Source organism: Sphingomonas sp. GW821-FHT10C01 (genome assembly GCF_059415525.1).
The window spans coordinates 473,321-500,057 of sequence record NZ_JBWKNK010000001.1 but is presented as its reverse complement, the minus strand read 5'-3'; the positions used below and the strand labels follow the sequence as shown (position 1 = coordinate 500,057).

Sequence of the window (26,737 nt, the reverse complement as noted above, 5' to 3'; positions counted from 1 at the left end):
TCGGGGCCTTATGGGCATCGCCGCGACGGTTGCCAGAACGACGCACGCACCGGAGTTCCCACGGATCGCGGACAGCGAATTACCACCTCGTCAATCGAGTTCAGTGCGACACCTCGCAAGGCTGGCGCGCCAGCCTTCAATCTTTCAGGACTAGGAGGCGGCGATGGCGAGGAAACGAATGATTGGCCGGATCATCGCCGGTATCGTGGCATTGTCGGGGCTTCTTCTCGGCCTAGGCGCGTCCTACGAACAGCATGCGCGTCGTGGGGCCGCGCGGGATTTTCCTCCATCTGGCCGGCTGGTCGATATCGGCGGTCGTCGCATCCATCTTGATTGCCGTGGAAACGGACTCCCAACCGTGATCCTGGAGGCTGGCGCCGATACAAGCGGATCGGCCCTGTGGTATCCCGTTATGGATTCCATCGCCCGCCAAACGCGCGTGTGTTCTTATGATCGGGCTGGGCTGATGTGGAGTGATCCAGGGCCGTCCCCTCGCGATGGCGAGGCAATCGTCTCCGATTTGAACAAGGCCCTAACGACGGCGCGCGAGCATGGTCCCTACGTCATGGTCGGTGCTTCCCTCGGCGGCCCTTTGACACTTCTCTTTACCAAGCATTTTGGTGACGAGGTCGCCGGCCTCGTGTTGGTCGATGCCGCACACCCGGATCAGATCCGGCGCCTCGAGGAAGCGTCTGGCGTAAAGGACGATCCCGCGCCTCTCGCTTTCAGGGTACTGGCGAATGTCGCCTGGACTGGCTTGCCGAGATTGCTCCTGCCACCCCCCGAACTCCCTGAACTCCCACAGCGTGTCGCCGACGCAATCAATGCATATCAGGTGCCGTCGTTAGGCCCGGCACTCAACGAAGCGATCGCGATGCCGGAGACTCTCCACCAGGCTGGAGCGGCTCGCAACCTGGGCGACCGACCGTTAGCCATATTGTCCCACGGCAAGCCATGGAGCGCCTATACACAAGCGCAGCGAGCGTCGGCCGGCATGAATAAGGCGCAGTTTGAACGTCATCAGGCTGCCTGGGCACGCATGCAGGCAGAGGAGACCGGCTGGTCGAGCGACAGCAGCCACCGCACACTCATCGATTCCAGCCACGTCATCCAATTGGAACGACCCGATGCGGTGATTGCCGCAATCACCGAGGTGATCCGCAAGCTACGCTCAAGGCAGCATCAGCGCGCGAAGCTGCCCGCCGCAAGATCCGGCTCGTAGACTACTGCGCATCGCCGACGCGATCGCGGTCCGGTACGAGCCACATACATGGTGTGACCGGCAAGGTCTGGACCACAGCGAAACCGGCACCGGTACAGGAAGAGCCGCCTCCCCTTCGAGCGGAGAGGACCGCCTATTCACCGCGATCTTGGGGCAAGTTGCGGCTGGGCGGCCGCGTTCTTGGAGAAGCGGCTCGACGCAATGCGTGAAGCCATCACCGCTCCAGCCTATGCGCGTTCAGACAGCTTGATAGGTCCGGTATGTCGAACAAAAGTCATTATCGAACAGGAAGTTGGTGAACGTCACTGTCATGCTGAAATCCAATGCACGGACATGGTGCCACCAGCCGACCGGAATGAACAGCAACTCCCCCGGCGCGAGATCGTGGCAAAGGATCTCCACGTTCCGCATCCTCGGAAAGCGATCGTAATCGACATTGTCGAGATCGACTTCGCTGTAGACGTGAAGGTGATTGTACAGATTGGCCACCTGCAACCCATCGACCAGATGTACACGCTTGCGCCCAGTAATCTGAGCCATGAAGTTGTTGGTAAGGTCATGATGCGTCGGCGTGATCGTCCCTGCCGGTCCAATCCAGAAGAATCCCCGGTTCGCCGGATTGCTTGCATCGAGATATTCAGGGATCTGGACGATCCCGTCCCACAGTTCGCGCAAAGCTGAAGCGTTGGCGCCACCATTCCTGGCAGTCATGTAGATATCGTTGCTTTCCCCCAATTCTGTGATGCGCGCCATGAACGCTTCGAACGCCAGCCTCGTGCCGTGGCTGTCGGCCTGCATCTCATATTGCGGGTTGGCGTTGCGGTTGACCTGCACCTCCACCTCGCGACCAGCAAAGATGTGGATGAGCTGTTCGCGCGTCCAACCGAGTGCCGGCCAGTCCTCCATCATCCCGGTGATGACTACAGGGCGGTTGGCGCTGTAATAGTCGTTGAGGAATGTCGCACGGTCGAGTTTGTGGCGGCGCTCGATCGTACAATCGTTGCACGCACGCATTCTCCGCGCCTTGTGCTGTGCCTCAAGGGTCCAGTCGCGCTTTGCGACACGGCTGGCCAGCAGCCGGGCCGCTTTCAGGTAGGGGCTGCGATCGGCCTTATCGATTTCACGGCGCGCTTCGCCCGGGTGGAAGTTGCGAGAGGCAAGGGCCGACAGCAGCACATCGGGCGTAACCCCTAGCGCCAGATTCTCGCCGATCCATTCCCGCCAACCATCGGTGAAAGGGTCATGGACAGGCTCCAGCGAGGCGTTGTTAGCGGCTGGCATGATCATCTTCCCTCTCTCTATTCTCGCATTCGCACCGGGCGGCAGCCATTGCTGAAGGACGGCATCCATGCGCCCGGCGTCGATCAACCATTTGACGACTGCGTGGGGTGCTTCCGGGATTCGTTCGATGCCGACCCCAGCAATCCCGGTGAATCGGCGTGCATGGACCTCGTCCAGATTGGGGCTGCCATCCGCCTCCGCACCGGTACCGAACAGGATATGGATGGGCGGCGGCGACACGCCGGCAAACAAGGCAAGCAGATCGTCATACCGCCTGGCGGGAGGATAGCGATCGAGCGTCTCCATCACGCCAATCCAGCGCATGTCGCCGTCGCGCCGGGCCCAGTCAGCGCGCAGGTAGGATAGCGGGCCAAAGGCGAGCACCTGGTCCACGCGCAGCAGGACGCCGAACAGAATGGCCGCATAGCCGCCCATCGATTGACCGACGGTGCAGACCGAACTCGGTCGCAGATCGGCGATGATCCGGCGCAGCGATTCCGCAACCGTATCGACATCCCGTCCAAGGCCGGTCACGCCGTGCTGGTACCAGAAATTGGCTGTATCGCGGACCAGGATCAGGTTGAGCGGCTGCCCGGTTGCCGCCCCCAGCTTAAGGAGACGACCGACGAGATCGAATTTGGGAAGCTCTACCCAATCGACGAAGCCGAAAGTGATGATGAGCGGCGCCCCTTCATACGGGGCGTCGATGATGTAGCCGATATCGGGATCGGCTTGCGCGACCGCGAATTGCGTGTTGCCGGATCGTGTCATCGTTCGGGGCCACCTGTCGGAACGCGCCGGGAATGCGCGAGTGACGCATTCCCGGCAGCGCCCTGTTAGAAGCGGATACTGAGCCGCCCGCCGGCGCCGTGCGCCGTTGTTCCGGACCCGAAATCGCCATTGTAGGAAATCCCGATCGAAACACCGGCCGATGCCTGGACATCTAGCCCAGCCCGCACGGTCGCCGCATCCCTGGTGATCGGCGCACCCGCGATCAGGAAGGATCCCGTGGTATCGGGCAGCTTCATCGTCGCGAATGAGGTGGTATCTTGGAAAGCGTGGCGCCAGCCCGCACCACCAAATACCGTGGCCCGCACGCCGCCCAGGTCGATCCCGGTCGAACCCCGCACCCCCAAGGTCGTGAAGAAGGTCTCCATGCCCCGGGGCTTCACGGTCAGCGCCGCGGCACCGCCATCGGTCGCGACGCTCTTCTCGGTGAAGTCGTCGAGATCAAGCCGCACATAAGCGATGCTGGCATAGGGCTCGATAATCGACTTGCCCGCGCCATAGCGCCAGGCAAGCTCGCCAAACGACTGGAAGCTGCCGCCCCTGTAGTCAGCCTTGAGGCGGTCCTTGAACCCCGGGAAAGCCACGACCCGGTCGGTCGAGACATCATGCCATGTGTAGGAGAGTCCGGCGCGCAGAGACAGGCTGTCCCATCGCGTTCCGCCATAAATTCCAAGGTGGATGTTGTCGCTCTTGCCGTCCGATTGCTGCTGGCGAACGCTGAAATCGTCGCGGCTATAGCCGAGAAACGCGCCGAGGCGCGCGTTCGAGCCAACCCCGCTGTCGAGGCCGAACAGCAGACCGCCGGTGGAATTGCGCACACGGACACTGTCCCCATCCCGGCCTATGCGGCTCCAGTTGCCCAGCACCTGACCCCATATCGTGAGGCCAGACTGCGCGCGCTTGTCGCGCGCATAGTCGCTATAGCGGTAGTTGAGTGCGGCGACTTCCACGGGGTCGGCGACCTCCAGCGTGTCGCGCAGCCGGTCGAACGCCGCATCCCGCAGGGACAGGCCTTGCGAAGCTAGCGTCGATTGCACCGAGGCATGAATACTGCCCGACAAAGTATCGAACGCGGCGCGCGCCGTTGCAGCGTCAAGCACCAGCAGAACATTATACAGCGCCAGCGATCCGCCGCTCTGCTTGAGCGTATTGAGCGCAAGCGCCGTGTTGTACTGGTTGGCCGTTTTCGCGGCTGCCTGGAAGACAAGTGGAGGCGTCGGTGTCGGTGTCGGTGTCGGCGTTGGAGGCGTCGGTGTCGGTGTCGGCGTCGGCGTTGGAGGCGTCGGTGTCGGCGTCGGCGTCGGCGTTGGAGGCGTCGGTGTCGGCGTCGGCGTCGGCGTCGGAGGTGTCGGTGTCGGTGTCGGTGTCGGTGTCGGCGTCGGCGTAACCGCGATCTTCAGATCGACCTTGTTCGACTGTTGGTCGAGGCTGACACCAAGGAACGCAGATTTGGTGATCGCTTGCGCGAACCGGCCGTCGATCCCGCCGGCGGCTGTCAGGATGGTGTAGGTCTGGCCGTTTTGATAGCTGACCTCGGGGTCAAGTGCCGTGACCTCGACATTGACGCCGGTGCCGATCTTTACGCCTCCCTGCGACGCGCTCGGCGCATTGGTGCCGACGGGAAGCACGCGGATGAGATCGCTGGTGCCGTTGCCGAGGATATCGACCTCGTAGATCGACCCGTTGCCGAATTCGAGCTGCCCCAACACGGTCAGCGTACCTACCGAGTTGTTTCCGGGAGCGATGACCGCATGCCTGCCGCTGCCGTCGCCAAGTCCGTAGAGCCGCACCGATCCCACCGTTCCGGTTCCAGCGAGGCGGCCGAACCGGTTGGGGTCCGTATCGCTCTGCCCACCAACATAGACGCGGCTGGTGTAGGTCGAGTCACCCACGCCATTGGTGAAGACATGTCCTGTCTCGCCGTTGATGACGAGCGTACCGTGGTCGACCAGAATCAGCGTGCTGGGCCCGGTGATGCCGTATCTCCCGTCATTGCTGGCATCCGTGCCGAAACTGCCGCTCATGACCAGCCGGCTGCCGCCCTTCACGACCACGCCGCCGGTCACGCTGTCCGTACCGAGAAACTTGGTCATGTCGCCCGACAGGATCGTCTCGCCAGCGAGGCTGACGATCGTGCCGTCGCCGGCGATGGCGTTCTTGAATTCATACGCGGTATTGGTGTGGTTGAAGAGAAGCTGGCCATCCCTTCCGGAGAAGGTGATACGCGCATTCTCGTTGAGCATGCCGGCAGCCTCCGCGGCGACCGAGGTCGCGTTGTCAAAGACATCGAACACAACCTTGCCGCCAACCGTCAGCGCGCCGAGATTGACGCCGCCGCTCGCGTTACCGCCAAGCACGATTTCCTTGGCCGACAGAGTCGCGCCGTTCGACACGACCAGATTGTGATTGCTGTCGTCGCCGATCGTGATCGTTCCCGTCGCCGCGAAGGACGAACCTGCACCAGTGAGATAGGTCGTTGCCAGCGAAGTGGACATGCCGCGCAACTCGGCATTCGCCGTGGTCAGCTTGCCGCCATCCTGGATGGTCATGCTGCGATAGCTGGTGAAGTTGCCGCTATTATCCCACGCCGACCCGTGCCCGGTGATCAGCGTCTGCTTCGCCTTGCTCGAATCGTCCGCCGGCCCTCCGTCCAGCTCGACGGTGGTCGTCGAGATCCGACCGCCGTTCTCGATGGTGATCGCGCCCGCATCGTTGACGTCGTTGTTCCGGGAGCGGTTCCGTAGCGTATCGGCCACGATTGCGGATCCGGCACCGCTGACCTTGATGGCACCGCCGGTATTATCGAACCCCGCGTTGCTGGACATGGCGATGTCGCGCACCGAAACCTGTCCGCCATTCTCCACGTTGAGCCGGCCGAACCCGCTCCCGCCAATTTGAAGGAGGTTGTCGAGGAGACTGGTGGTACGTGTCACCTCCAGCTTCGAGCCGGCCCCGGTGACGGTGACCGTTCCCGAAGATCCGCCACCCGCGCCGATCCTGACCTGCTTGGCCACGACCACATCGGCGCCATTGTCGATCGTCAGCACGACGTCAGGCTTCGTCCGCCCCACGACAAGCGCTTCCGGGATGGTCCGATCCGTGGACCAGGTCGTGCTCCCGCTGTCGAGCACGGTATCCTGAGCCCTCGCGCTACCGGAAGCCAGCAGAACAATCGGTAGCGGCAACAGCGCGGCAAATGCGAGCCCATTACCGAGCGCCGTCGAGGCACCAAGAGTTCGCTTGAACCCTGCGATCGTTCTGATCATCTACAATTCCTCATAATAATAGTTACAGATACTGGACAATATTAAGTTGATTTAACGCACATCTATGACGAACTTCTGCCAGTCGTCTCAGGTATTTACGAAGGTCATTACTTGTCAGCCGGAGATCATCCGACTTTCCAGCAACTGGAAAGATCTTCAATTATTGCGGCGATCCGGGTGCTCGTCGGATCAAGGGCCAGGGCATGTTCATAGCTCTCGCGCGCTCGATCGATTTGCCCCGCGGCGCGATAAGCCTCGCCGAGACTGTCATGCGCATTCGCCGATCGCGGAAAGCGCGCGACGTTCCATTGGAAGATCGGCACCGCGGTTCGAGCATCCAGGATGTTCATCGCGTCATAGCCGACGCGATTGACGATCGCCTCGACCCTGTCGCTGGAGACGGTGGTGGTCAGGCGCGCCACGGCCAGGTCCCAGCGGTTCGAAGCGAGCCCCCGATAGAGCGCTTCTTCCTGCTCCTCCGTCGATCGCGCGGCCCCTGACATGACCCGATCCGCCAGGAGCGCCGCCAGTCGATGCCGGTCGAACGTCGTCCGGCCGCCATTGTCGAGATAAATCACCGTCGCGCAATCCGAGGGGTCGTCCGCGCGGAAGAAGTGTCGCCAGACATGACGAACGCCGCCGCCGTGTCCCACAATCGTCACATCGTCGTGCCGATAATATTCCCAGCCATGCGTATGCCATGCCGCTTCGCCGCCCGGCATCGCGAACGGTGCCCAGGAAGCGCGCAGGGGAGCAAACGGCATCAGCGCGCCGCGAAGCAACGCCTGGCTCCAGGCGACCATGTCGGCCAATGTCGAGCTTATACCCGTGGAGCCCTGGGTATAGGGCGGCCAAGACGGCGGCATGAACGCGACCGGCGGGCGATCCCGCAAGGGAGCGGGCTGGTAGGTCGTGACCGGCCGGGCATGTCGCCCATCCCGTCCGGAATAGCCGCTGTGATGCATACCAGCGGCGCGAAATTGCTGGTCGACCAGTGCGGTTAGCGCCGTCCCGGTTGCCCGTTCCAGCGCCTCCTTGGCGAACAGGAAATTCGTCTGACTATAGTCGTTGCGCGTACCAGGCACGAAGCGTGGCGGCACTTCCCGGATCGCGGCGAGCGCCTGATCGGCGGTTGGCTTCACGCGATCGGGACTATAGTCCGGCAGACCGGACACGTGGGCGATCGCCTGCGCCAGAGTGATGTTCCGCCATGACTCGGGAAGGCCCGATCGGATCGCGCCCAGCGGCATCTCCAGTTCGATCAGGCCGCGTTCCCGCGCCTTCAACAGCTCGACCACCAGAAAGAGCTTCGAGATGGAGTAGATCGGATAGGCCGAACGGGCGGTGATGCGCGCGCCACTGTCCCGGTCCGCCAAACCAGCGTGCCGGCTGTAGAGCAGCCTGCCGCGCCGGAGCACGGCGACGGAGTAGCCCACGGTGCCATAGGCGGCTGCCGTGACGTCGAGTAGATCGCCTATGCTTCCAAGCTCGTCCGCGGCATGGGCTTGTGGAAAGGGCGCGAATGCAATCGTCAGGCCCGAAAGACTCCAGGCGAGGGCGTCACGCCGTTCGGGCGAGAAGGAGGCGTTCTCCTCTGGCAAGGTTGATTTCCACCGTGAATGCGTTGCGAACGCTCATCGGCTATCGCCCTCGTACCGAATGGCCGAATGACATCTCATGACCTGGGCTGACATGTTGCGACCAAGCCTTCCTCTTCGAGGCTCGTGCGGCTGACGGAAGGAAACCTGTCGCCAAGCATGACGATGCTTGGCGCGATGAGCCATCAACCTCGGCGGTTAAACGGAGTAGGCCGGAGCGAGGAACCAACGGCGGCTTTGGGAGGTGGTGGGTCGATCGACGTACGACCGAATTGCGGGCGCTTGGCTGCCGCTGGCTTGTAGCAGGCCGGGGCAGCCGGGTTGGCCAGGGTCAGCTATCTTTGATCGATAGTGTTCCGAAAAACACTATCGATCAAATCAGAAGCGATACCCTCCTGCCCCGACTGGGCTGGCGCGGCGCTAGTGTAGTCGGCGAAATGCGATTCACCTTGCTCGACAATGAGCGGCGCCGTTCGCCCGCTAGACCGCGAACCGATGTAACTAGAACCGGAAGCTGACCGCACCGCGCACCGTGGTCGGCGCGCTGGGCGTTCCGTTGGTGTTGCTGTGCGCGAAGACGAAATACTTCTCGTTGGTCAGATTCTCGACATTGACCTGAAGGTCGATGGTCTCGTTGATCCGGTAATAGACCGCCGCGTCGGCACGGAAATAGCCCGGCATCGCGACCAGATTGTCCTGAGCGGCGAAGCGCCGGCCCTGATAGACGCCGCCCAGCGCCAGGCCCAGTTGCGGCGTGACGTCGTAGCGCGTCCAAAGCGAGGCACTGTGGCGCGGCGCGTTGGGAATCCGGGCACCGTCCTTGACGGTTGCCGAGATCGCGCGCGTGAATTCCGCTTCCTGATAGGTGTAGGAACCGACGACGCTGAGCTGCGGGGTAATGTTGCCCATCGCTTGAAGCTCGAAGCCGCGTGAGCGCTGGCCGCCGCCAAGCTCGGTGCCCGCGGCGGGATCGTTGGGATTGATCAGCACGATCACATTGTCACGGTCGAGCTGATAGATCGCCGCGCCGATGCTGAAATTGGGATTGATGTCCCATTTCACGCCCAGTTCGTAATTCTGGTAGCGCTCGGGATCGAGCGACTGGTTGTCGATCGTCAGGCCCGCCAGCTGATCGCCACCGCGCGGCAGATAGGAGCGCGAGAAGCTGGCATAGATGCTGGCATTTTCGGCGGGCTTGTAGATGAGGCCGGCGCGCGGCGACCACAGATTGTCGACCGTGCGGAATTTCGCTCCGGTACGCCGGTTGGTGACGTTGGTCACCAGATTCTCGAAACGCAGCCCAAGCACGACCTGGAACGCCGGCGACAGCTCGATCTGGTCCTGGATGTAACCCGCGGCGATATCGAGCGAGCTGATGTTGCTGGCACTGGTTGCATTCGGCGCCCAGCGGATGTCGTTCCGGCCGATGCGGGGGTTCGAAAGCGGCGCGAAGATCGCGCTGACGCCGCTCGCATTGCCCGACACCGGGAAGAACCCTTCCAGGCGAACATTGTCGGTGTTCTGGCGTCCGAATTCCGCGCCGACCAGCAGTGTATGGCCGATCCCGCCGGTGCTGAACTCAGCGTTGAGATCGGTCTGGTTGACGAAATTCTCGCGCTTCGTCGCCTGGTTGTAGGCGGAGATCTGGACGATCGTGCCGGCGGCATAGGTGCCGGCCGGAAGCCCCGCCGGGTTGGTCGACGGGGCCGCGTTCAGGGCGCCCGGAAAGACATTCTGGTAGAATTTGTCATAGTCGGCATAGCGCGTGCGGTTGCGCAGCGTCACGCCGCCGCCGAAATCATGGGTGATGTATAGATTGGCCGCGTCGGTGTTGGTCCAGGTGGGGCTGTTCTCGGGATCGCCGAAGAAGCGGCCGCGCGGCGTGTCGACAAACTCGACGGCGCCCGTGAAGCCGGCCGGGCGCAACCGCGACGTCACGCCGCGATCGGCGATGCGGTCGTCCTGAAAATGCTCGTACCCGGCCTGGATCACGGTGTTCGCGCCGATGCGGAACGACACGGTCGGGTTGATTCCCCACCGCTCATACTCGACCCCATCACGATAGCTGCCGCTATTCTGGTAGACGCCGGTCAGCCGCAGCGCGACCGCATCGCTGACCGCTCCGCCCAGATCGACCTGGCCGCGATAGTGATCGTACATCCCGGCCTCGAGCCGCACTTCGCGTACCGGCGTCCAGTCGGCGACCTTGGTGACGCGATTGATTAGCCCACCGGTACCGCCGCGCCCGAACGCCATCGCGTTGGGGCCGCGAAACACCTCGAGGCGCTGGATGTTGTAGAGGTCGCGATAGGTCTGGACGTCATCGCGAATGCCGTCGACGAAGAAGTCGCCGGTCGTCGTCATACCGCGGATCACCAGCGTCTCGCGATTGCCCTCGCCCTGCGCCGAGTAGATGCCCGGCGTGTAGCGCACCGCATCGCCGATGCTGTTGGCGGCCTGATCCTCGATCTGCTTGGCCGTGATGACGCTGACCGACTGGGGCGTGTCGACCAGCGGCGTGTCGGTGCGCATCCCCGAGCTGCTGTTGCTGACCTTGTAGCCGGTCTCGGCTTCGCGCACGCCGGTGACGACGATCTCCCGGCGGTCCCCGGAGTTCGCTTCCTGTCCGTTGGCGGCGTCTTCGGCGGACGCGACGGTGGGAGAAACCATCATTGTCGCAACCGATGACAGGACGGCGATGCGCAGAGCACGGCGATGAACGGCAATAGACATGGAAAACCCCTGAAAACTCGGCTAGGTGCGAATGATAATGGCTCGCATAAGCGCCGCAAATAGTCGGAGGCCGGATGGTGTCCACGCAGTATCTGGAACATTGGGAAAATGTATAGAAACTGCAATCTTCGCCGAAACAGCGTCTGCGAAGCCGGTCGCCCTCTCCGCTGCGCGATCGTCTGCCGGTGAAGCTGCTGCTTCTTGAGGATGACGCGAGCTCGGCCGCGTTTATCGAACGCGGACTTCGGGAACTCGGCCACCAGGTCACGACCGTCGATTGCGGCGAGCACGCGATCGGGAAAATCGCCACGAGCAGCTACGACGTGCTGATCCTCGACCGCATGGTTCCCGGGATCGACGGCGTCTCGGTGCTGAAACAGGCGCGGCGCGACCATTGCCAGACGCCGGCGATCCTCCTCACCGCCATGTCGGGGATCGAGGACCGCGTTGTCGGCCTTGAGGCGGGCGCCGACGATTATCTGGTCAAGCCGTTCGCCTTTGTCGAACTGGTCGCGCGGATCAATGCGCTGTCGCGCCGGCCCGCACTCGGCGAAGCCGGCACACAGTTGCGCGCCGGCGATATCGAAATGGATTTGTTGCGGCGCACCGTCAGGCGCGCGGGTCGCGTCGTCGATCTGCAGCCGCGCGAATTCCTCATTCTCGAACAATTGCTGCGCAACGCGGATCGGGTCGTCACCCGGACGATGCTGCTGGACCGCGTATGGGATTTGGGCTTCGATCCCAAAACCAACATCGTCGAGACGCATATCAGCCGGCTGCGCACGAAGTTGAACGAGGGGTTCGATCGGGACGCGATCCATACGGTCAGGGGTTCGGGATACATGATCGGCGGCAATGCCGGCTAAATGGATACCGGGCTCGATTCGCGGCATCGCGCTTTCGATCGCGGCCGGTGCGGGTGTCGTCACCGCTCTGCTTGGCCTTGCCACCTATGGCGTGGTCCATCACGAGATCGAGCGCCAGATCGATCACCGGATCGAAGTCGAAACCCACGCTTTGCTTGAGCAGAATCGCGCGCATGGCTTTGACGCGCTTGTTCACACCATCAACGCCCGTGACGACGGCGTTGCGTTCGACATTGGCTATCTGGCCAGCATCGATGGCGACGACCGGTCGATGGGCTATATCCTGACCGACGCCTCGGGGCGGCGTCGCGCCGGAGCACTTCGGGCGGACATCCCCCCACCGGGGTGGAGCGAGTTCCTGCATTTCCGAAAGCCCGATGGAAGCACTGGCATCGCACAGGCGATGAACAGCGCGGTGCCGGGCGGCGGGCGACTGGTGGTCGCCGCCGATCGTGCGATCGTCGACAAGATGGATTTGAAGATCCTCAAGCTGTTCCTGCTCAACTTCGGGTTGATCATCCTTGTCGTGGGGGCGGCGGCACTCGGCTTCGGGCGCATCATCCAGCGCCGCCTCGCCGCCATCAGGACGTCGGCGGAAACGATCATGGCCGAAGACCTGTCCAATCGCATGCCGGTGGAAACGGGGCGCGGCGAACTCGATCGTCTCGCAATGTCGCTCAACGCCATGCTCGACCGGATCAGCGGGCTTGTCGATAATCTCCGTCACATGTCGGTGGGGATCGCGCACGACCTGCGCACGCCGATCAACCGTCTGCGCCAACGGCTCGAAGAGGCTCAGCGAGAGGCCGATCCGAACATGCAGCGACTGCTGGGCGCCGCGCTGGAGGAGTCCGACGAACTGCTCGAGCTGCTGACCGGGCTGCTCGCGATTTCCGAAGTCGGCGGTGGCGCCGTGCGCAAGCGCTTTACCGCGGTCGATCTCGCGGCTGCGGTGCAGGAAATGGTGACCACCTACCAGCCACCGCTCGAAGATCGCGGGATCTCGCTGACCGCCGACTATGACGCGGCATCGGTGCTTGGAGAGAAGCGGCTATTGCAACGCGTCGTTGCAAATCTTCTCGACAATCTCAGCTTTCACACGCCTGCGGGCACGCAGGCCCATATCTCGGTCAGGCCCAGTGGCGATATGGTGGATATCCATCTGACCGACAACGGACCCGGAATCCCCGCTGCGGAGCGGCGGAGGGTGTTCGAGCCTCTGGCGCGCCTCGACCGGAGTCGTTCGACCCCGGGACACGGGCTCGGACTCAGCATGGTCGCCGCGGTTGTTGCGGCGCATCAGGGGACCATCGAAATCATGGATTCGAAACAGGGAATGGCCATCCATATCCGCCTGCCCCGCATCGCGGAGTAGGCACCCTGGCGGAACGGCACGGCCGCCCTGTCCTTGGCGCAAGACGGCACCTCGGCCACTCGCGCAGAGCCGACTTCACGTGCCGTCATCACGGATAAGGCCGCGCGGCGGACCCGCCTCGCACTTCTTGCAATTCACTCGCAGTTACGATTATGGCGCCCGCTCTTTGTCCCGATTCAAGGTAGTTAGATGATCATCGCACGCCGCCGCTCGCTTCCGTTTCTGGCGCTGTCGGCAGCTACCGCCGCATTCGCAACGCCCGCTCTGGCGCAGGACGCGGAAGGCGGCGAGATCATCGTGACGGCGCAGCGCACCAACCCGGACATCACGCCGCCGGCCCATCAGATCACGACGATCGATCGTGAGGAACTGGAAATGGCGCGCGCCGCATCGGACACGCTTTCGACGGTCCTGGCCAAGGCCGTTCCCGGGCTTGCCGACTCCAGCCGCACCATGACCGATTATGGGCAGACGCTGCGGGGACGCGGTTCGCTCATCCTCGTCGACGGGGTTCCCTACAACACCAATCGCGACAGCTCGCGCAACCTCATCAGCGTCAATCCGAACATGATCGAGCGGGTCGATGTTCTACGCGGCGGCACCGCGATCTACGGCAGTGGGGCGACCGGCGGCCTCATCTCGATCAACACCCGGCCCGCGGGCGGACCGCTGAAGATCGAAACGACGCTGTCGGCCGTCACGTCGCTGTCGAACCTCACCGACCAGAGCCTGGGCGCGCGGGCGCAGCAGTTCATGTCGGGTTCGGCCGGCTCGCTCGATTTTGCCCTGAGCGGCGGCTATGAGCGCATCGGGGCCGGTTTCGACGGTCGCGGCAACCGCCGTGCGCCCGAGCCGAGCCAGGGCGACCTGATCGACAGCAATGTCTGGAATGTCGGCGGCAAGCTCGGCCATCGGCTCGGGTCCGATGGCTATGTCCACGGATCGATCAACTACTATCGCGCCGACCAGAACAGCGACTATGCCGCCGATCCCGCGACCGGCCGCGCGCCGGCGGGAACCGTGCTCGCACGCCCGATCAAGGGGCTCGAACTCGCCGACCAGAATCAGGTGCACAGCCTTGTCGCCACAGTCGGCTATCGCAACGGCGACCTGCTCGGCAGCAAGGTCGATCTGCTCGGCTATTATCGCGACCTGTTCGTCCGCTTCACGCCGTTCGACGCGCGCGGCATCGCCAACCGCGGCCGCAACGTCGATCAGGTATTCCAGAACACCCGGACCTATGGCGCGCGCCTGACGATCGAAACGCCGATCGGCGAACGGACGGCGATCACCTGGGGCGGCGACCTTGGCCGGGAAGTCAGCGACATGCCGCTCGATGTCTTCGATCCCGCGGCCTATGACGCGAGCGGCGGGCTCGTCTTCAAGCGCACCGGCACGCTCATCTTCATGCCCGAACTCACCACCGACACGCAGGGCGGGTTCGTCCAGCTCCAACATCGCTTCTCGGTCCTCTTCACGATCGAAGCCGGCCTCCGCTACGACCGCGCCGAGGCATCGTTCGATACCTTCACCCCGCTATCGCAATATCGCGCGCCTAACCCGATCGCGATTCAGGGCGGCACGATCCGCTACGACGGCTGGACATTCAATGCCGGCGCGACGCTGACCCCGATGGATCGCCAGACCTTCTACGCCTCATTCTCACAGGGCTTCCAGCTGCCGGACATCGGCCTGCAGCTGCGCGGCGCCAATGCGGGATTCAACATCGGCAATTCCGACCTGCAGCCCGTAAAAATCGACAGTTATGAGATCGGCTGGCGCGGCGGTTTCGGGACGATGAAGGGCACCGTGGCGCTGTTCCGCAGTACCTCCGATCTGGGAGACGTACAGAGCTTCAACAACGGGCTGATCCTGGTACGCACGGCAGAGCGTATCACGGGCGTCGAAGCCTCGCTCGATGTCGGGAGTGCAAAGGACCCATTCCGGTTCGGCGGTAGCGTTACCTATCTACGTGGCCGCGAGAAGGCGGCGGCCGCGACCCGATGGCAGAATATGACCGGCTATCGCATTCCACCACTCAAGGTCACCGCCTATGCGGAAGTTGCGCCGACCGACCGGCTGAACATCCGCCTTCAGGGTCTGTTCTCCGGGGATCGCGACTATCGTCTCAACCGGGTCGCGAGCTTCGGCCGGCGCAAGGTCGAGAGCTACACGGTCGTGGATTTGATCGCACGCTATGACGTCACCGGAAAGGACCAGTTTACGCTGGGGGTCGAGAACCTCCTCAACACTCAGTATCTGCCGGTCTACAGCCAGCTGCTGCGCAGCAGCACCAACACGAGCCGGGTCCCCGCCAACGGCGCCACGCTGACCATCGGTTACAAACGGACCTGGTAGCGCCCACCGCCGCTGTCCGATTCTACAAATGAATTACATTAGAGAGGTCGACGACCAAGAGGCGATGTCCATTCGTGATCCTTTGTTAGATGTCCGCTATCGGGTGATAGCTGGCCGATGGCGAATGACGGTTATGAGGGTGCAATGCGGACGGATCCTGTATCAGCCCGTTAGTCGCCGAATATACCGTCGACCTCTCCACGACAGCGTACGAACCGGCCGCTGCTAGTCTCGTCTCCGAACATCATGACATTCTCAGCTACGCGGTCGATACGACTGATTTGAGGTTCTCCTGTTGAGGTAGAAGCATCGCGGTTGATGATATCGGCGAGGACGACGCCACCACCAGACGCCCGCCATTGAGCGTAGGTGCGAGTATAGTGCTCGGACTCGCTTGGGGTGGTGTACGCGAACATCGCGCGATAGCGCCCCGAAGCCTCAAGGCTAATGAGCAAGGCCTTCTCACCGTTAAGACGGTATAGCGGCGGTGCGTTAAAATCGCCGCAATCCGCGCTCGAAGTGGCAACGAATGGCTGAACGGATGCCATCCTAAGGGCATTTTATACAATAAACACAACGTTTTATCATGGAATTGATGGCGCACCCGACAGGATTCGAACCTGTGGCCTCTGCCTTCGGAGGGCAGCGCTCTATCCAGCTGAGCTACGGGTGCGTGGCGACCGCGCCTAGCAAAGCGAAACGGGGTACGCCAGCGCTAAACTGCGGCGGGCTTCCAACCCTTTGGCGCCGGGGTCTTGGGCTTGTAGGCGCATAGATCCGCAACGATGCAGCGCCAGCATTCGGGCGTGCGCGCCTTGCAGACATAGCGGCCGTGCAGGATCAACCAGTGATGCGCGTGAAGCCGGAACGGCTGGGGGACATTCTTCTCCAGCTTCTTCTCGACCGCGAGCGGCGTCTTGCCCGGCGCGATGCCGGTACGGTTGCCGAGGCGAAAGAGGTGCGTGTCCACCGCGAACGTCTCTTGCCCGAACGCGACGTTCAGCACCACGTTCGCGGTCTTCCGGCCGACGCCGGGAAGCGCCTCCAGCGCGTCGCGGTCGGCGGGAACCTGGCTGTCATGGTTGGCGATCAGCGCCTCGCTCAGCGCAATGACGTTCTTCGCCTTGGCGTTGAACAACCCGATCGTCTTGATGTGCTGCCTCAGGCCCTCCTCGCCCAGCGCGACCATCTTCTCGGGCGTGTCGACCTCGGCAAACAGCCGCCGGGTCGCCTTGTTGACCCCGGCATCGGTCGCCTGTGCCGACAGCACCACCGCGACCAGCAGCGTATAGTCGTTGACCGATTCGAGTTCGGTCTCGGGATGCGGATTGGCTTCGGCCAGCCGCTCGAAGAAGTGGAAAATGTCGGCCTTCTTCAAAGCCCCAGCACCGCGTCCATCGTGTAGCGCCCAGCAGGCTTGTTCGCGAGCCACAGCGCCGCCCTGACCGCGCCGCGGGCGAAGATCGCACGATCCTCGGCACGATGCGCCAGCTCGATCCGTTCCCCCGCTCCCGCCAGCACAACCAGATGGTCGCCGATCACCGTGCCTCCGCGCAAGGAAGCGAAGCCGATCGTCCCCTCAGCACGGGCGCCGGTGAGGCCGGCGCGGTCGGCGACGCGCACCTCACCAAGCGAAACATCACGCCCCGCCGCCGCGGCCTCGCCCAGCATCAGCGCGGTGCCCGAGGGTGCGTCGACCTTCTGGCGGTGATGCATCTCGACGATCTCGATATCCCAGTCGGGACCAAGACGCGCCGCCGCCTCGCGCACCAGCCGCGCGAGCAGCACCACGCCGAGCGAGGTATTGCCCGTCTGGAGCACGGCGATGTCGCGCGCGGCATCGTCGATCAGCGCATGATGCTGCGCGGTCAGGCCGGTGGTGCCGATCACGATCGGCGTCCCCGCGGCGCGCGCGGCGGCGAGATGCGTCTCAAGCGCCATCGGGGTCGAGAAATCGACCAGCGCATCAGCGGCCGCGGCGAGCGCGGCCGGGTCATCGCTCGCATCGGCGCCGCCGGCGAACTTAACGCCCTGTTCCGCCAATATGTCGCGGATCGCCACGCCCATCCGGCCAAGGCTGCCATAGATACCGATGCTACTCATGGCTGTTGCTTGGCCGGGGACGGCGTGGACTGCAACAAAGGATTTGGCCGCCCAGCCGGTAGCCGGACCGCTTTTCGCTTGCCGTGGCAATGGCCGGCGGCAAAGCAGCGGGATGACCGTCCACCTTCTTGCCGTAATGGGCGCAGCCTGCCTCACCATTGCCGCCGCCGAACCGGCGCCTCCGCATCAACTGTATGAGGATGTCCGTATCCTGTCCGCCGACGATATGGCGGGACGGCTGGTCGGGACGCCGGGCTCGGCCAAGGCGCGCGTCTATCTGATCGAGCGACTGCGGACGATCGGCATCGAACCGGTTCTTGAAGGCTATGAACAGCCGTTCGAGGCGGAACATGACGGCAGGATTCTGAAGGGCGTCAACCTGATCGGCCGCATCCGCGGATCGGGGACGAGCGACCGCGTCCTGCTGATCGGCGCACACTATGATCATTTCGGGGTTCGCGATGGCAAGGTGCTGAACGGCGCCGACGACAACGCCTCGGGCGTCGCCGTGCTGCTGTCGATCGCCGAGCGCTTCGCGCGCGAGCGGCCCGTCCACGACACCGTCTTTGCGCTATGGGATGCCGAGGAACAGGGCTTCTACGGAGCGAAGGCGTTCGTGAACAACCCGCCGGCGCCGTTGTCGCGCATCGCGATGAACCTAAACCTCGACATGATGAGCCGCAACGACCGCAACGAGCTGTGGCTGGCCGGCGCGCATCATTCGCCCTTCCTGCGCGCGCGTTTCGAAACCCTCGTCGCGCAGGCGCCGGTGTCGCTCAAGCTGGGGCATGACGGGCCGCCATGGAAGGACACCGACGACTGGACCGGCGGATCAGACCATTTCATCTTTCATCAGAAGGGCATTCCGTTCGCCTATTTCGGGGTCGAGGATTATCCCGATTATCACAGGGCGACCGACGATTTCGCGGCGATCCCGAAGGACTTCTTCGCCCGCTCGGCGGCAACCGCGCTGCTGGCGGCGCGGCTGTTCGACCGGGAGCTCGATGGCATCGCGACGGAGGCGGGCCTAGCCAAACAGGCCCGCGCCAAGGGAAGCTAGCCCGCGCCCTCCAGCGCCTTTTGTCGGCGGCGCTGGACCGAGCTGCCGATGCCCATCGCCTCACGATATTTGGCGACGGTGCGCCGGGCGATGTCGAAGCCCTTGGAATTGAGCATCTCGACCAGCGTATCGTCTGACAGGATCTTCTTGGGGTCCTCGGCCTGGATCAACGCGCGGATCGCGCTCTTCACCGCTTCGGCCGAAACCGCGTCGCCGCCATCGGCCGACTGGATCGCGCTGGTGAAGAAGTATTTGAGCTCGAACAGCCCCCGCGCGCAGGACAGGTACTTGTTGCTGGTCACGCGGCTGACAGTCGATTCGTGCATCTCGATCGCGTCGGCGATCTGGCGCAACGTCAGCGGACGCAGATGCGATACGCCGTGACGGAAGAACGCTTCCTGCTGCTTCACGATCTCACTCGCGACCTTGATGATCGTGCGCTGGCGCTGATCGAGCGCCTTGACCAGCCAGTTGGCGCTGGCGAGCATGTCGGACAGCCACGCCTTGCTCGATTTGTCCTGCGGCCCCGCCGACACCTCGGCATAGTAAGCGCGGTTGACGAGCACGCGCGGCAGGGTCGCGCTGTTGAGTTCGATCGCCCAAGCCTGCCCCCGCGGCGCGACGAAAATGTCGGGCGTGACGCTCGCCACCGGGTCGCCGCCGAAGCGACAGCCGGGCTTGGGATCGTAGCCGCGAAGCTCGCGGATCATGTCCGCCATATCCTCGTCATCGACGCGGCAGATGCGCTTCAAGCGCGCCAGCTCACCGCGCGCGAGCAGATCGAGATTGGCGATCAGCGCGGCCATGCACGGGTCGTAGCGGTCCGCCTCCTTCGCCTGCAGCGTCAGGCATTCAGCAAGGTTGCGTGCACCGACCCCCGTCGGGTCAAGCGTCTGGATGATCGCCAGCACCGCCTCCACTCGCGCCAGCGGCACGCCGAGCCGGGTCGCGATATCGAGCAGCGAAGCGGTAAGATATCCTGCCTCGTCGATCTGATCGATCAGATGCTGGGCGATGAACAGATCGGCGCCGTCCACCACCGCCCCCGCCTGCGCGAGCAGATGATCGACGAGACTGAGGTCGGGCGCGGAGAAGCTGTCGAAATCGGGGCCGTCCTCCCCCACCCCGCCGCTGCCCGTTCCGGCCAGGCCAAGGCCGCCGTCGAGTCCGCCGACCGAATCGGCGGCGCTGTCGTGATGGAAGGTCTCGGCGGTGAAATCGACATCGAGCGACGCCTCGCCCGTCGCATCGCCACTGTTGAGCAGCTCGGTCGAATCGGCGGGGCCGTCGCGCTCGTGAAGCGGCTCGGCCTCGGGCGCCTCGATGGGCTCGCGATCCTCGCCGCCGCCGGCGTCGAGAAGCGGATTCTTCTCCAGCTCCTCGGCGATGAAGGTCTCGATCTCGAGGTTGGACAACGCCAGCAGCTTGATCGCCTGCTGCAGCTGCGGCGTCATCACCAGCGATTGGGATTGCCTCAGATCAAGGCGGGGGGCGAGGCTCATCGGATCAAGTCAGGGCAGTGCCTGCAATCACAGCGAGAAGCCCTCGCCGAGATAGAGGCGGCGAACATTGGCGTCGGCGACCAGATCCTCGGGAGATCCGGCGAACAGCACGCGACCGTCATAGATGATCGAGGCGCGGTCGACGATGTCGAGCGTCTCGCGGACATTGTGATCGGTGATGAGCACGCCGATGTTGCGCGTCTTCAACTCCTTCACCAGGTCACGGATATCGGCGATCGAGATCGGGTCGATACCGGCGAACGGCTCGTCGAGCAGCATGATCGACGGATCGGCGGCGAGCGCGCGGGCGATTTCGGCGCGGCGGCGCTCACCGCCCGACAGCGCCATCGCCGGCGCGTCGCGCAGCCGAGTGAGGCCGAATTCATCGAGCAGCTTCTCGAGCCGTGCGGCGCGCGCATGCTTGTCCGGCTCCGACAGTTCAAGCACGGCGGAGATGTTCTTGGCGACGGTCAGGCCGCGGAAGATCGAGGTTTCCTGGGGCAGATAGCCCAGGCCCAGGATCGCGCGGCGGTACATGGGCAGTGGGGTGATATCGACACCATCGAGCATGATGCGGCCCGCATCGGGCTTCACCAGTCCCATCACCGAATAGAAGCAGGTCGTCTTGCCCGCGCCGTTGGGACCGAGCAGACCGACTACCTCGCCCTTGCCGACCGAAAGCGACACATCCGACAGCACGACGCGCTTGTCATAGGATTTGGCGATCGACACCACGGCCAGCCCCGATGTGGGCGGGCTTCCCGCTTCCGCGGCTACCGGTTCCAGCGTTTCGATATCTGCCATGGCGCCCTTCCTGATCGCACGATATGCTTAGCGTTTCCTTGCCGCGCAGTCACTTGGCAAGTTTTATGCATGGCAAACTCGAGCGAAGTTAGGAAGCCCCGTAACGGAGTGAAAGCCCGTCCGCGATCAATCGCGCTTGGGGACGGTGAAACGGCCGGTGACGCGCCCGCCCGACTGGATCACGCTGCCGTCGGGCGTCTTGGTCGTGCCGACCCCCGAACCGTCGATCGATGCGCGCCCGGTATCGAGATTCATCGTCAGCCGTCCCCCGCTCACCCGGTTGCTGCCTTGAGTCAGCGTGACGTTGCCGAGCATGGTGATGGTGCGCTTGTTGATGTCGTACACGCCATATTGCGCGCGCGCAGTCTGGTCGGGCCGCACGACCGTGACCCCGCCCGCCGCGTCGAAGCGCGAGACCGAGGGAGAGCCATCGAGAACCTGACCGGTATAGGTCACCGTTACCCGCGCGGCGGTCAGCGTCAAATTCGCCTGGGTGATCTTCACCCCGCCCGACAGGATCGCGCGGTTCGCCTTGTCTTGCAGATCGATGCTCTGCGCGGCGAAATCGATCGGCGCGTTCGAATCGTGACGCGTCTGCCCCACGGCCGCGGTACCGATCGCGGCAGTGGTGGCGATCGCAGCGATCGACGCGATGAGAAGCGGACGGGCCATATTCACCTATTTGCGCGCTTGGGAACGATCCGCAAGCGGGCATTGCCCTCGATCCGTACGGTTCGTTTGTCGAGATCGGCGGTCATGCTGTCGCCGCTGAACACGCCGAGCGGTGTCTTGCCGTCGATCTGTCCCGTGCCGGTCAGCTTCCGGGTCTTGAGATCCATGGTCGAATCGCGCGTATCGAGCTGGTAGCCGTCCGAGCTACGAAAGGCGATCGGGCCGTCGATCGCGACCCGTTCGGTTTCCATGTCGTAGCGGCCGCGTTCGGCGCGTACCTCCGCCGGGCCGTCGGACAGACGGATGCTGGCGGCGAGATTGTTGAGTTGCACCACCGGCTCAGCCGAGCTTTTCTGCACCGCCGATCCCGCCGTCAGCACGAAGGGCTGACCCTTGGCATCGGCGCCACGATAGCGCGCGGACTGGATGCGGAGGCGCTCGTTCGCGACATCGACCTTGTTCTTGTCGAGCACGAACGACACGTCGCCGCCCATGAACAGCGGCGCCATCACCAGGAATGCGCCGAGCACGCCGATCCCCGCCGGCAGAATCAGCAGCAGGGCGCGGACAATATGGTCGTGACTGCCCCCCGGACGCGCCCAGTGCTTGCGGCGCGAGCGTTCCTGAAGGGCGATCTCAGACATGGTGTGCCTTAGATATGCGCAAAGATATCGACCTCGGGCCATCCCGCGAGGTCGAGTTCGGCACGATGCGGAAGGAAGTCGAAACACGCTTGTGCCAGCGCCGTCCGCCCCTCGCGCGCCAGACGGCGGTCGAGCTCTTCACGCATCGCATGGAGATAGCGCACGTCGGACGCGGCATAGTCCTTCTGCGCATCGCTCAGCACCGGCCCGCCCCAGTCCGACGATTGCTGCTGCTTGGAGATTTCCTGCCCCAGCAGCTCGCGCACCAGATCCTTGAGGCCGTGGCGATCGGTATAGGTGCGCACCAGGCGCGAGGCGATCTTGGTGCAATAGACCGGCGCCGCGGTGACGCCGAGATAGTGACGAATCGCCGCCAGATCGAAGCGCCCGAAATGATAGAGCTTCACCCGCGCCGGATCGGCGAGCACTGCGCGCAGGTTGGGCGCGGCATAATCGCTGCCCGGTGCAAAGCGGACGAGATGCTCGTCCTCGCCCCCGTCGGAAAGCTGGACGACGCAGAGCCGATCACGCGGCGTGATCAGTCCCATCGTCTCGGTATCGACAGCGATGTCGGCGCCGGGGGCGAACAGCCCTTCGGGAATATCTTCTTCGTGCAGGAAAACGGCCATGCGTCCGCCTAGCCGTTTACACCTGAACGCTCAATGCCAAGCTTATTCGTGAGGGTTACCCTCACGCTTCAGCTTGGATCGGCGCGCGATCATGTTGAGCGATTCGACCAACGCCGAGAAGGCCATGGCGGCATAGATATAGCCCTTGGGCACGTGCACGCCGAAGCCGTCGGCGATCAGCACCGCGCCGATCATGAGCAGGAAGCCGAGCGCGAGCATCACCACGGTCGGGTTGTGCTTGATGAAGTTCGCCAGCGGATCGGCCGCGACCAGCATCACCGCGACGGTGACCAGAACCGCGGTGACCATGATCGCGATCTCGTCGGTCATGCCGACCGCGGTCAGGATCGAATCGACCGAGAAGACCATGTCGAGCAGGATGATCTGGAAGATCGCTGAGCCGAAATTCAGCCCGACCACCTGCTTCTTGTCCAGGATCTCATCGTCGCTCGGCACCGGATCCAGCGTATGGTGGATTTCCTTGGTCGCCTTCCACAGCAGGAACAGGCCGCCCGCGATCAGGATCAGGTCGCGCCAGGAGAATGCCGTCTCGAAGCTCGGCGCACCCGTCGCGCCGACCGCACCCTGAAGGCCCAGATCGAAGACCGGCGTGGTCAGCGACACGATGACCCAGATCATCGACAGCAGCGCGACTCGCATGACAAGTGCCAGGCCGATACCGATTCGGCGCGCCTTCTGCTGCTGATGCTCCGGCAGCTTGTTGGTCAGAATCGAGATGAAGATGAGGTTGTCGATACCGAGAACCACCTCCATCACGATCAGGGTGATGAGGGCGGCCCAGGCAGCCGGGTCGGCGATTAATGCAGCGATGTCCATAGACGCCCGCTCTGCCGTTCCTGCGCCGCATACGCAAGTATCTGTTGGAACAGCACCAAAATCGCGACGAATTCGTTCGCGTCTTGTCCCGTACTGAGCTATGACCCGATTCCATGGGCGTGTCTTTGGAACGCCGGAATGTCTGCGTCCTCGTCCGGCGTATGGCTTTCGAGATACAGTTGGGCGACCGGGAAGACGAACAGGGCAATGAGTTTTGATCGAGGGCGCCGCGGGGATCGCGGCGGGCGCGGCAGAGATAAGCGCGACGGTTTCGGCGGCGACGAATTCGGCGGCAGCAGCAGCTATGGCGACCGCGGTGGCTTCGGCGGCGGCGGCTTCGGTGACCGCGGCGGCTTCGGCGGCGGCGGTGGCGGCGGTGGTGGCTATCGCGGCGGCGGTGGCGGCTTCGGCGGCGGTGGTGGCGGCGGCTTCGGCGGCGGCGGCGGTGGCTTCGGCGGCCGTGGCGGCGGCGGCGGCGGCGGCATGCCCCCTCAGGTCGTTGGCGAAGGCACCGGCGTAGTCAAATTCTTCAACGGCCAGAAGGGCTTCGGCTTCGTCGTCCGTGACGATGGCGGCGAAGACGTGTTCGTACACATCAGCGCGGTCGAGCAGGCCGGCCTCACCGGCCTGGCCGAAGGCCAGCCGCTGGGCTTCACGCTGGTCGACCGTGGCGGCCGAATCAGTGCAACCGAGCTCAAGATCGAGGGCGAACCACTCCCGGTCGAGGACCGCGGTCCCCCGCGTGACCGCGATGCCGGCCCGCGTGGCGGCGCTGGCGGTGCCGGCGGCCCGCAGCGTCAGCTGACGGGTGAGAAGGCGACCGGCACGGTCAAGTTCTTCAACGCGATGAAGGGCTTCGGCTTCATTCAGCGCGACGACGGACAGCCCGATGCGTTCGTGCACATCAGTGCCGTCGAGCGCGCCGGCATGCCGACGCTCAACGAGGGTGACCGGCTCGAGTTCGAGCTCGAGGTCGATCGCCGTGGCAAATACGCCGCGGTGAACCTGACCGCGTCGCAGTAATCGGACGCGCACCATGCTCCGGCTGATCACGGCCGGGCGCGGAGCGACAATGGGGGTCGCCCTAGCCATGCTGGCCGGGGCGGCCCCGATTGTTTCAGCTCCGGCGGCCTCCCTCCCTGTCCCGCCACAAACGGCAGATGTGCCCGCACAGGCCCCCATGCCTCCGATAGAGGCGGCTCAGGTCATTGCGACCTATCCGCACGATGCGCGTGCCTTCACCCAGGGCCTGTTCTTCAGCGACGGGCGGCTGTTCGAAAGCACCGGCCAGGAAGGCGAATCGGCGATTCGCGAGCTCGACCTCGCCACCGGCAAGGTGAAGCGCGAGGCACGACTGCCCGCCGACTATTTCGGTGAGGGCAGTACGATCTGGGGCAAGACGATCGTCAGCCTCACATGGAAGCACGGCAAGGGCTTTCGCTGGGATCGCGACAGCTTCCGCAAGCTTGGCGAGTTCGCCTATACGGGGGAAGGCTGGGGTCTGACCCAGGACGGCAAGAACCTGATTCTCTCGGACGGCAGCAGCGAGCTGCGCTTCCTCGACCCCAAGACCTTTGCCGAACAGCGACGCGTGCGGGTCACTTGGCGCGGCAAGCCGGTGCGGCAGATCAACGAGCTGGAATATGTGCGCGGCGAAGTCCTGGCGAATATCTGGCACAGTGATCTGATTGCGCGGATCGATCCCGATAGCGGCGTGATCAAGGGTGTGATCGACCTGCGCGCGGTAATCGCATCGGTCGCGATGCGCGACAGCGAGGCGGTACTGAACGGCATCGCCTATGACGAGAAGTCCGGGAAGCTCTACGTCACCGGCAAACGCTGGCCCAAGCTGTTCGAGATCGCGCTGCCCAAGGGGCTGGCAGGCGGCTGAACGCTATTTCGCCACCGGCTCGGCGCGCCAGGTCGTCAGCCAGTTCACCGATCCACGGCATTCGGGCATCGACCGCGACTCGACCAGACGGAACATCGATCCGTCCCAGACATAGCCCTCCATGCTTCCGCAATCGCCCAAGCCGCGACCCTTGGAATAGCTGTCCAGTCGCCCCGTCTTCGCGTCGAAGCTGGCATTGACCAGCGATGGGCGACCATCGTCCGCCTCGGTGAAGCCCGGCGGCGAATCGAACTTCGCGACCACCGGCTGCGCGCCGGGCGCGAGAATATAGGGCTCGGTCGAGAAATTGTACGCGCCACTGCCGCACGGGAGCAGTACCAGCGTCTTGCCACCGCCGAGCGCGACCCGTTCGACCCCAGGCAGCTCGCCCGTCCCGCCCTCATAGACGGCGCCGCATTCGCTGGATTTGTCGAGCGCCTTGCGCATCGCCGGCGTGAACGGCGCGGCAACGCCCCCCGGGCGGATGAAGGCGACCTTGGGCAAGACGGGTGGCGCCGGGACGGCGCTTGCCGGCTTCGCGCCCTTTGCCACCGCCGCGGTCACGGTGCCCGCGCGGCCCTGCTCGGCGTCGATGAAGCGCAGCGCCGCCGACGATCCTTTGAGCGAAGCCATGCCGGTGACATCGACCTCGGACCCCACGCGCAGGTCGGTACCATCGACCATCGCAGCGACGATCTGCGCCGCTTGCGCGCCGGTAAAGGTGAGCAGGTCGTTCTTGGGGATGCCCCAGAGGAAGAAGCCACGATCGGTGCTCACCTGCACCCGATCCTTGCCCGAATTGCCCGGCAGCTGGATCTCGACCGACCAGCCGCCAACCGCCCCCGCCGCACGCTCGATCGAGACCGAGACCTGGTCATAGGGCGATCCTTCTTGCGGCTGATTGTCGTCAGGCCAGATCGACGTCATCTCGCAGCGCTTGGCATTGTCGCACGCCACCACCCATGCGCCGAAGCTCTTGATCGACCCCTGCTTCTGGGCGGATTGCGGAGCAGAGGCCTGGGCCAGTGCGAGCAGCGCGATCGTCAGCATCTATTCCCCCTTACTAGCCGTTTCGCGAACGAGTCGGTAGGACGCCTGCATATCAGA

Annotated in this window: 20 protein-coding genes and 1 tRNA gene; 7 read left to right on the top strand and 14 right to left on the bottom strand. The window is 63.9% G+C overall.

The annotated features are described in order from the left end of the window. Window positions 1-178 precede the first annotated feature (178 nt). The gene (locus AC07M1_RS02515; protein ID WP_495160991.1) at window positions 179-1,222 is read left to right on the top strand and encodes an alpha/beta fold hydrolase; all 1,044 of its coding nucleotides are present in this window, start codon (window positions 179-181) and stop codon (window positions 1,220-1,222) included. A 237-nt stretch (window positions 1,223-1,459) separates the two neighbouring features. Here the strand turns inward: AC07M1_RS02515 and AC07M1_RS02510 are convergent, their stop codons facing one another. The 4 genes from AC07M1_RS02510 to AC07M1_RS02495 all read right to left on the bottom strand — a co-directional run bounded on the left by AC07M1_RS02510 (window position 1,460) and on the right by AC07M1_RS02495 (window position 10,889). After that, window positions 1,460-3,274 carry a cupin-like domain-containing protein gene (locus AC07M1_RS02510; protein WP_495160990.1) on the bottom strand — a complete coding sequence of 605 codons (1,815 nt, stop codon included), beginning with the start codon at window positions 3,272-3,274 and terminating at the stop codon, window positions 1,460-1,462. 65 nt (window positions 3,275-3,339) lie between these two features. Further along, entirely contained in the window at window positions 3,340-6,558 is a 3,219-nt protein-coding gene (locus tag AC07M1_RS02505; RefSeq protein ID WP_495160989.1) for an autotransporter domain-containing protein, read from the bottom strand. Window positions 6,559-6,683: 125 nt separating this feature from the next. Continuing rightward, on the bottom strand, window positions 6,684-8,159 hold the full coding sequence (locus AC07M1_RS02500; RefSeq protein WP_495160988.1) for a serine hydrolase: 1,476 nt from the start codon (window positions 8,157-8,159) through the stop codon (window positions 6,684-6,686). Between the two features lie 498 nt (window positions 8,160-8,657). Further along, window positions 8,658-10,889, bottom strand: a complete 2,232-nt coding sequence (locus AC07M1_RS02495; RefSeq protein WP_495160987.1) for a TonB-dependent receptor — start codon at window positions 10,887-10,889, stop codon at window positions 8,658-8,660. Window positions 10,890-11,074: 185 nt separating this feature from the next. Between AC07M1_RS02495 and AC07M1_RS02490 the strand changes: the two genes are divergently transcribed. The 3 genes from AC07M1_RS02490 to AC07M1_RS02480 all read left to right on the top strand — a co-directional run bounded on the left by AC07M1_RS02490 (window position 11,075) and on the right by AC07M1_RS02480 (window position 15,488). Then, window positions 11,075-11,755, top strand: a complete 681-nt coding sequence (locus AC07M1_RS02490; protein ID WP_495160986.1) for a response regulator transcription factor — start codon at window positions 11,075-11,077, stop codon at window positions 11,753-11,755. After that, a complete protein-coding gene (locus AC07M1_RS02485; RefSeq protein ID WP_495160985.1) occupies window positions 11,745-13,130 on the top strand; it encodes a sensor histidine kinase in 1,386 nt (461 codons plus the stop codon). The genes AC07M1_RS02490 and AC07M1_RS02485 overlap by 11 nt, the downstream gene beginning before the upstream one ends. Window positions 13,131-13,319: 189 nt before the next feature. Next, window positions 13,320-15,488: a TonB-dependent receptor gene (locus AC07M1_RS02480; RefSeq protein ID WP_495160984.1), complete on the top strand. Its 2,169-nt coding sequence runs from the start codon at window positions 13,320-13,322 to the stop codon at window positions 15,486-15,488. Window positions 15,489-16,084: 596 nt separating this feature from the next. On the opposite strand, the gene AC07M1_RS02475 is transcribed toward AC07M1_RS02480, so the two are convergent. The 3 genes from AC07M1_RS02475 to dapB form a co-directional block, all read right to left on the bottom strand. Next, window positions 16,085-16,161: transfer RNA gene (locus AC07M1_RS02475), tRNA-Arg, on the bottom strand. A gap of 42 nt (window positions 16,162-16,203) precedes the next feature. Beyond that, window positions 16,204-16,866: an endonuclease III gene (nth, locus tag AC07M1_RS02470; RefSeq protein WP_495160983.1), complete on the bottom strand. Its 663-nt coding sequence runs from the start codon at window positions 16,864-16,866 to the stop codon at window positions 16,204-16,206. Beyond that, on the bottom strand, window positions 16,863-17,591 hold the full coding sequence (gene dapB / locus AC07M1_RS02465) for a 4-hydroxy-tetrahydrodipicolinate reductase (protein WP_495160982.1): 729 nt from the start codon (window positions 17,589-17,591) through the stop codon (window positions 16,863-16,865). Before dapB ends, nth begins: the two co-directional genes overlap by 4 nt. Before the next feature lie 112 nt (window positions 17,592-17,703). Here dapB and AC07M1_RS02460 point away from each other — a divergent pair, with 112 nt between their 5' ends. After that, window positions 17,704-18,651, top strand: coding sequence for a M28 family peptidase (locus tag AC07M1_RS02460; RefSeq protein WP_495160981.1), 948 nt, complete (start codon window positions 17,704-17,706; stop codon window positions 18,649-18,651). Here the strand turns inward: AC07M1_RS02460 and rpoN are convergent. The 6 genes from rpoN to AC07M1_RS02430 form a co-directional block, all read right to left on the bottom strand. After that, on the bottom strand, window positions 18,648-20,153 hold the full coding sequence (rpoN, locus tag AC07M1_RS02455) for an RNA polymerase factor sigma-54 (RefSeq protein WP_495160980.1): 1,506 nt from the start codon (window positions 20,151-20,153) through the stop codon (window positions 18,648-18,650). The two genes, AC07M1_RS02460 and rpoN, sit on opposite strands and share 4 nt — an antisense overlap. Before the next feature lie 27 nt (window positions 20,154-20,180). Beyond that, the gene (lptB, locus tag AC07M1_RS02450) at window positions 20,181-20,957 is read right to left on the bottom strand and encodes an LPS export ABC transporter ATP-binding protein (protein WP_495160979.1); all 777 of its coding nucleotides are present in this window, start codon (window positions 20,955-20,957) and stop codon (window positions 20,181-20,183) included. 126 nt (window positions 20,958-21,083) lie between these two features. Beyond that, window positions 21,084-21,629, bottom strand: coding sequence for an LptA/OstA family protein (locus AC07M1_RS02445; RefSeq protein ID WP_495160978.1), 546 nt, complete (start codon window positions 21,627-21,629; stop codon window positions 21,084-21,086). Between the two features lie 2 nt (window positions 21,630-21,631). After that, window positions 21,632-22,273, bottom strand: a complete 642-nt coding sequence (gene lptC / locus AC07M1_RS02440) for an LPS export ABC transporter periplasmic protein LptC (RefSeq protein WP_495160977.1) — start codon at window positions 22,271-22,273, stop codon at window positions 21,632-21,634. A gap of 8 nt (window positions 22,274-22,281) precedes the next feature. Continuing rightward, window positions 22,282-22,902: a ribonuclease D gene (locus AC07M1_RS02435; protein ID WP_495160976.1), complete on the bottom strand. Its 621-nt coding sequence runs from the start codon at window positions 22,900-22,902 to the stop codon at window positions 22,282-22,284. 42 nt (window positions 22,903-22,944) lie between these two features. Further along, complete coding sequence (locus AC07M1_RS02430; RefSeq protein ID WP_495160975.1) at window positions 22,945-23,739, bottom strand: TerC family protein; 795 nt, start codon at window positions 23,737-23,739, stop codon at window positions 22,945-22,947. A gap of 207 nt (window positions 23,740-23,946) precedes the next feature. On the opposite strand from AC07M1_RS02430, the gene AC07M1_RS02425 reads away from it, so the two are divergent. Both AC07M1_RS02425 and AC07M1_RS02420 read left to right on the top strand, forming a co-directional pair. Then, entirely contained in the window at window positions 23,947-24,762 is an 816-nt protein-coding gene (locus tag AC07M1_RS02425) for a cold-shock protein (protein WP_495160974.1), read from the top strand. A 157-nt stretch (window positions 24,763-24,919) separates the two neighbouring features. Further along, window positions 24,920-25,630: a glutaminyl-peptide cyclotransferase gene (locus AC07M1_RS02420; RefSeq protein WP_495160973.1), complete on the top strand. Its 711-nt coding sequence runs from the start codon at window positions 24,920-24,922 to the stop codon at window positions 25,628-25,630. Between the two features lie 3 nt (window positions 25,631-25,633). On the opposite strand, the gene AC07M1_RS02415 is transcribed toward AC07M1_RS02420, so the two are convergent. Continuing rightward, on the bottom strand, window positions 25,634-26,680 hold the full coding sequence (locus AC07M1_RS02415; protein ID WP_495160972.1) for a DUF1176 domain-containing protein: 1,047 nt from the start codon (window positions 26,678-26,680) through the stop codon (window positions 25,634-25,636). Between the last annotated feature and the right edge of the window lie 57 nt (window positions 26,681-26,737).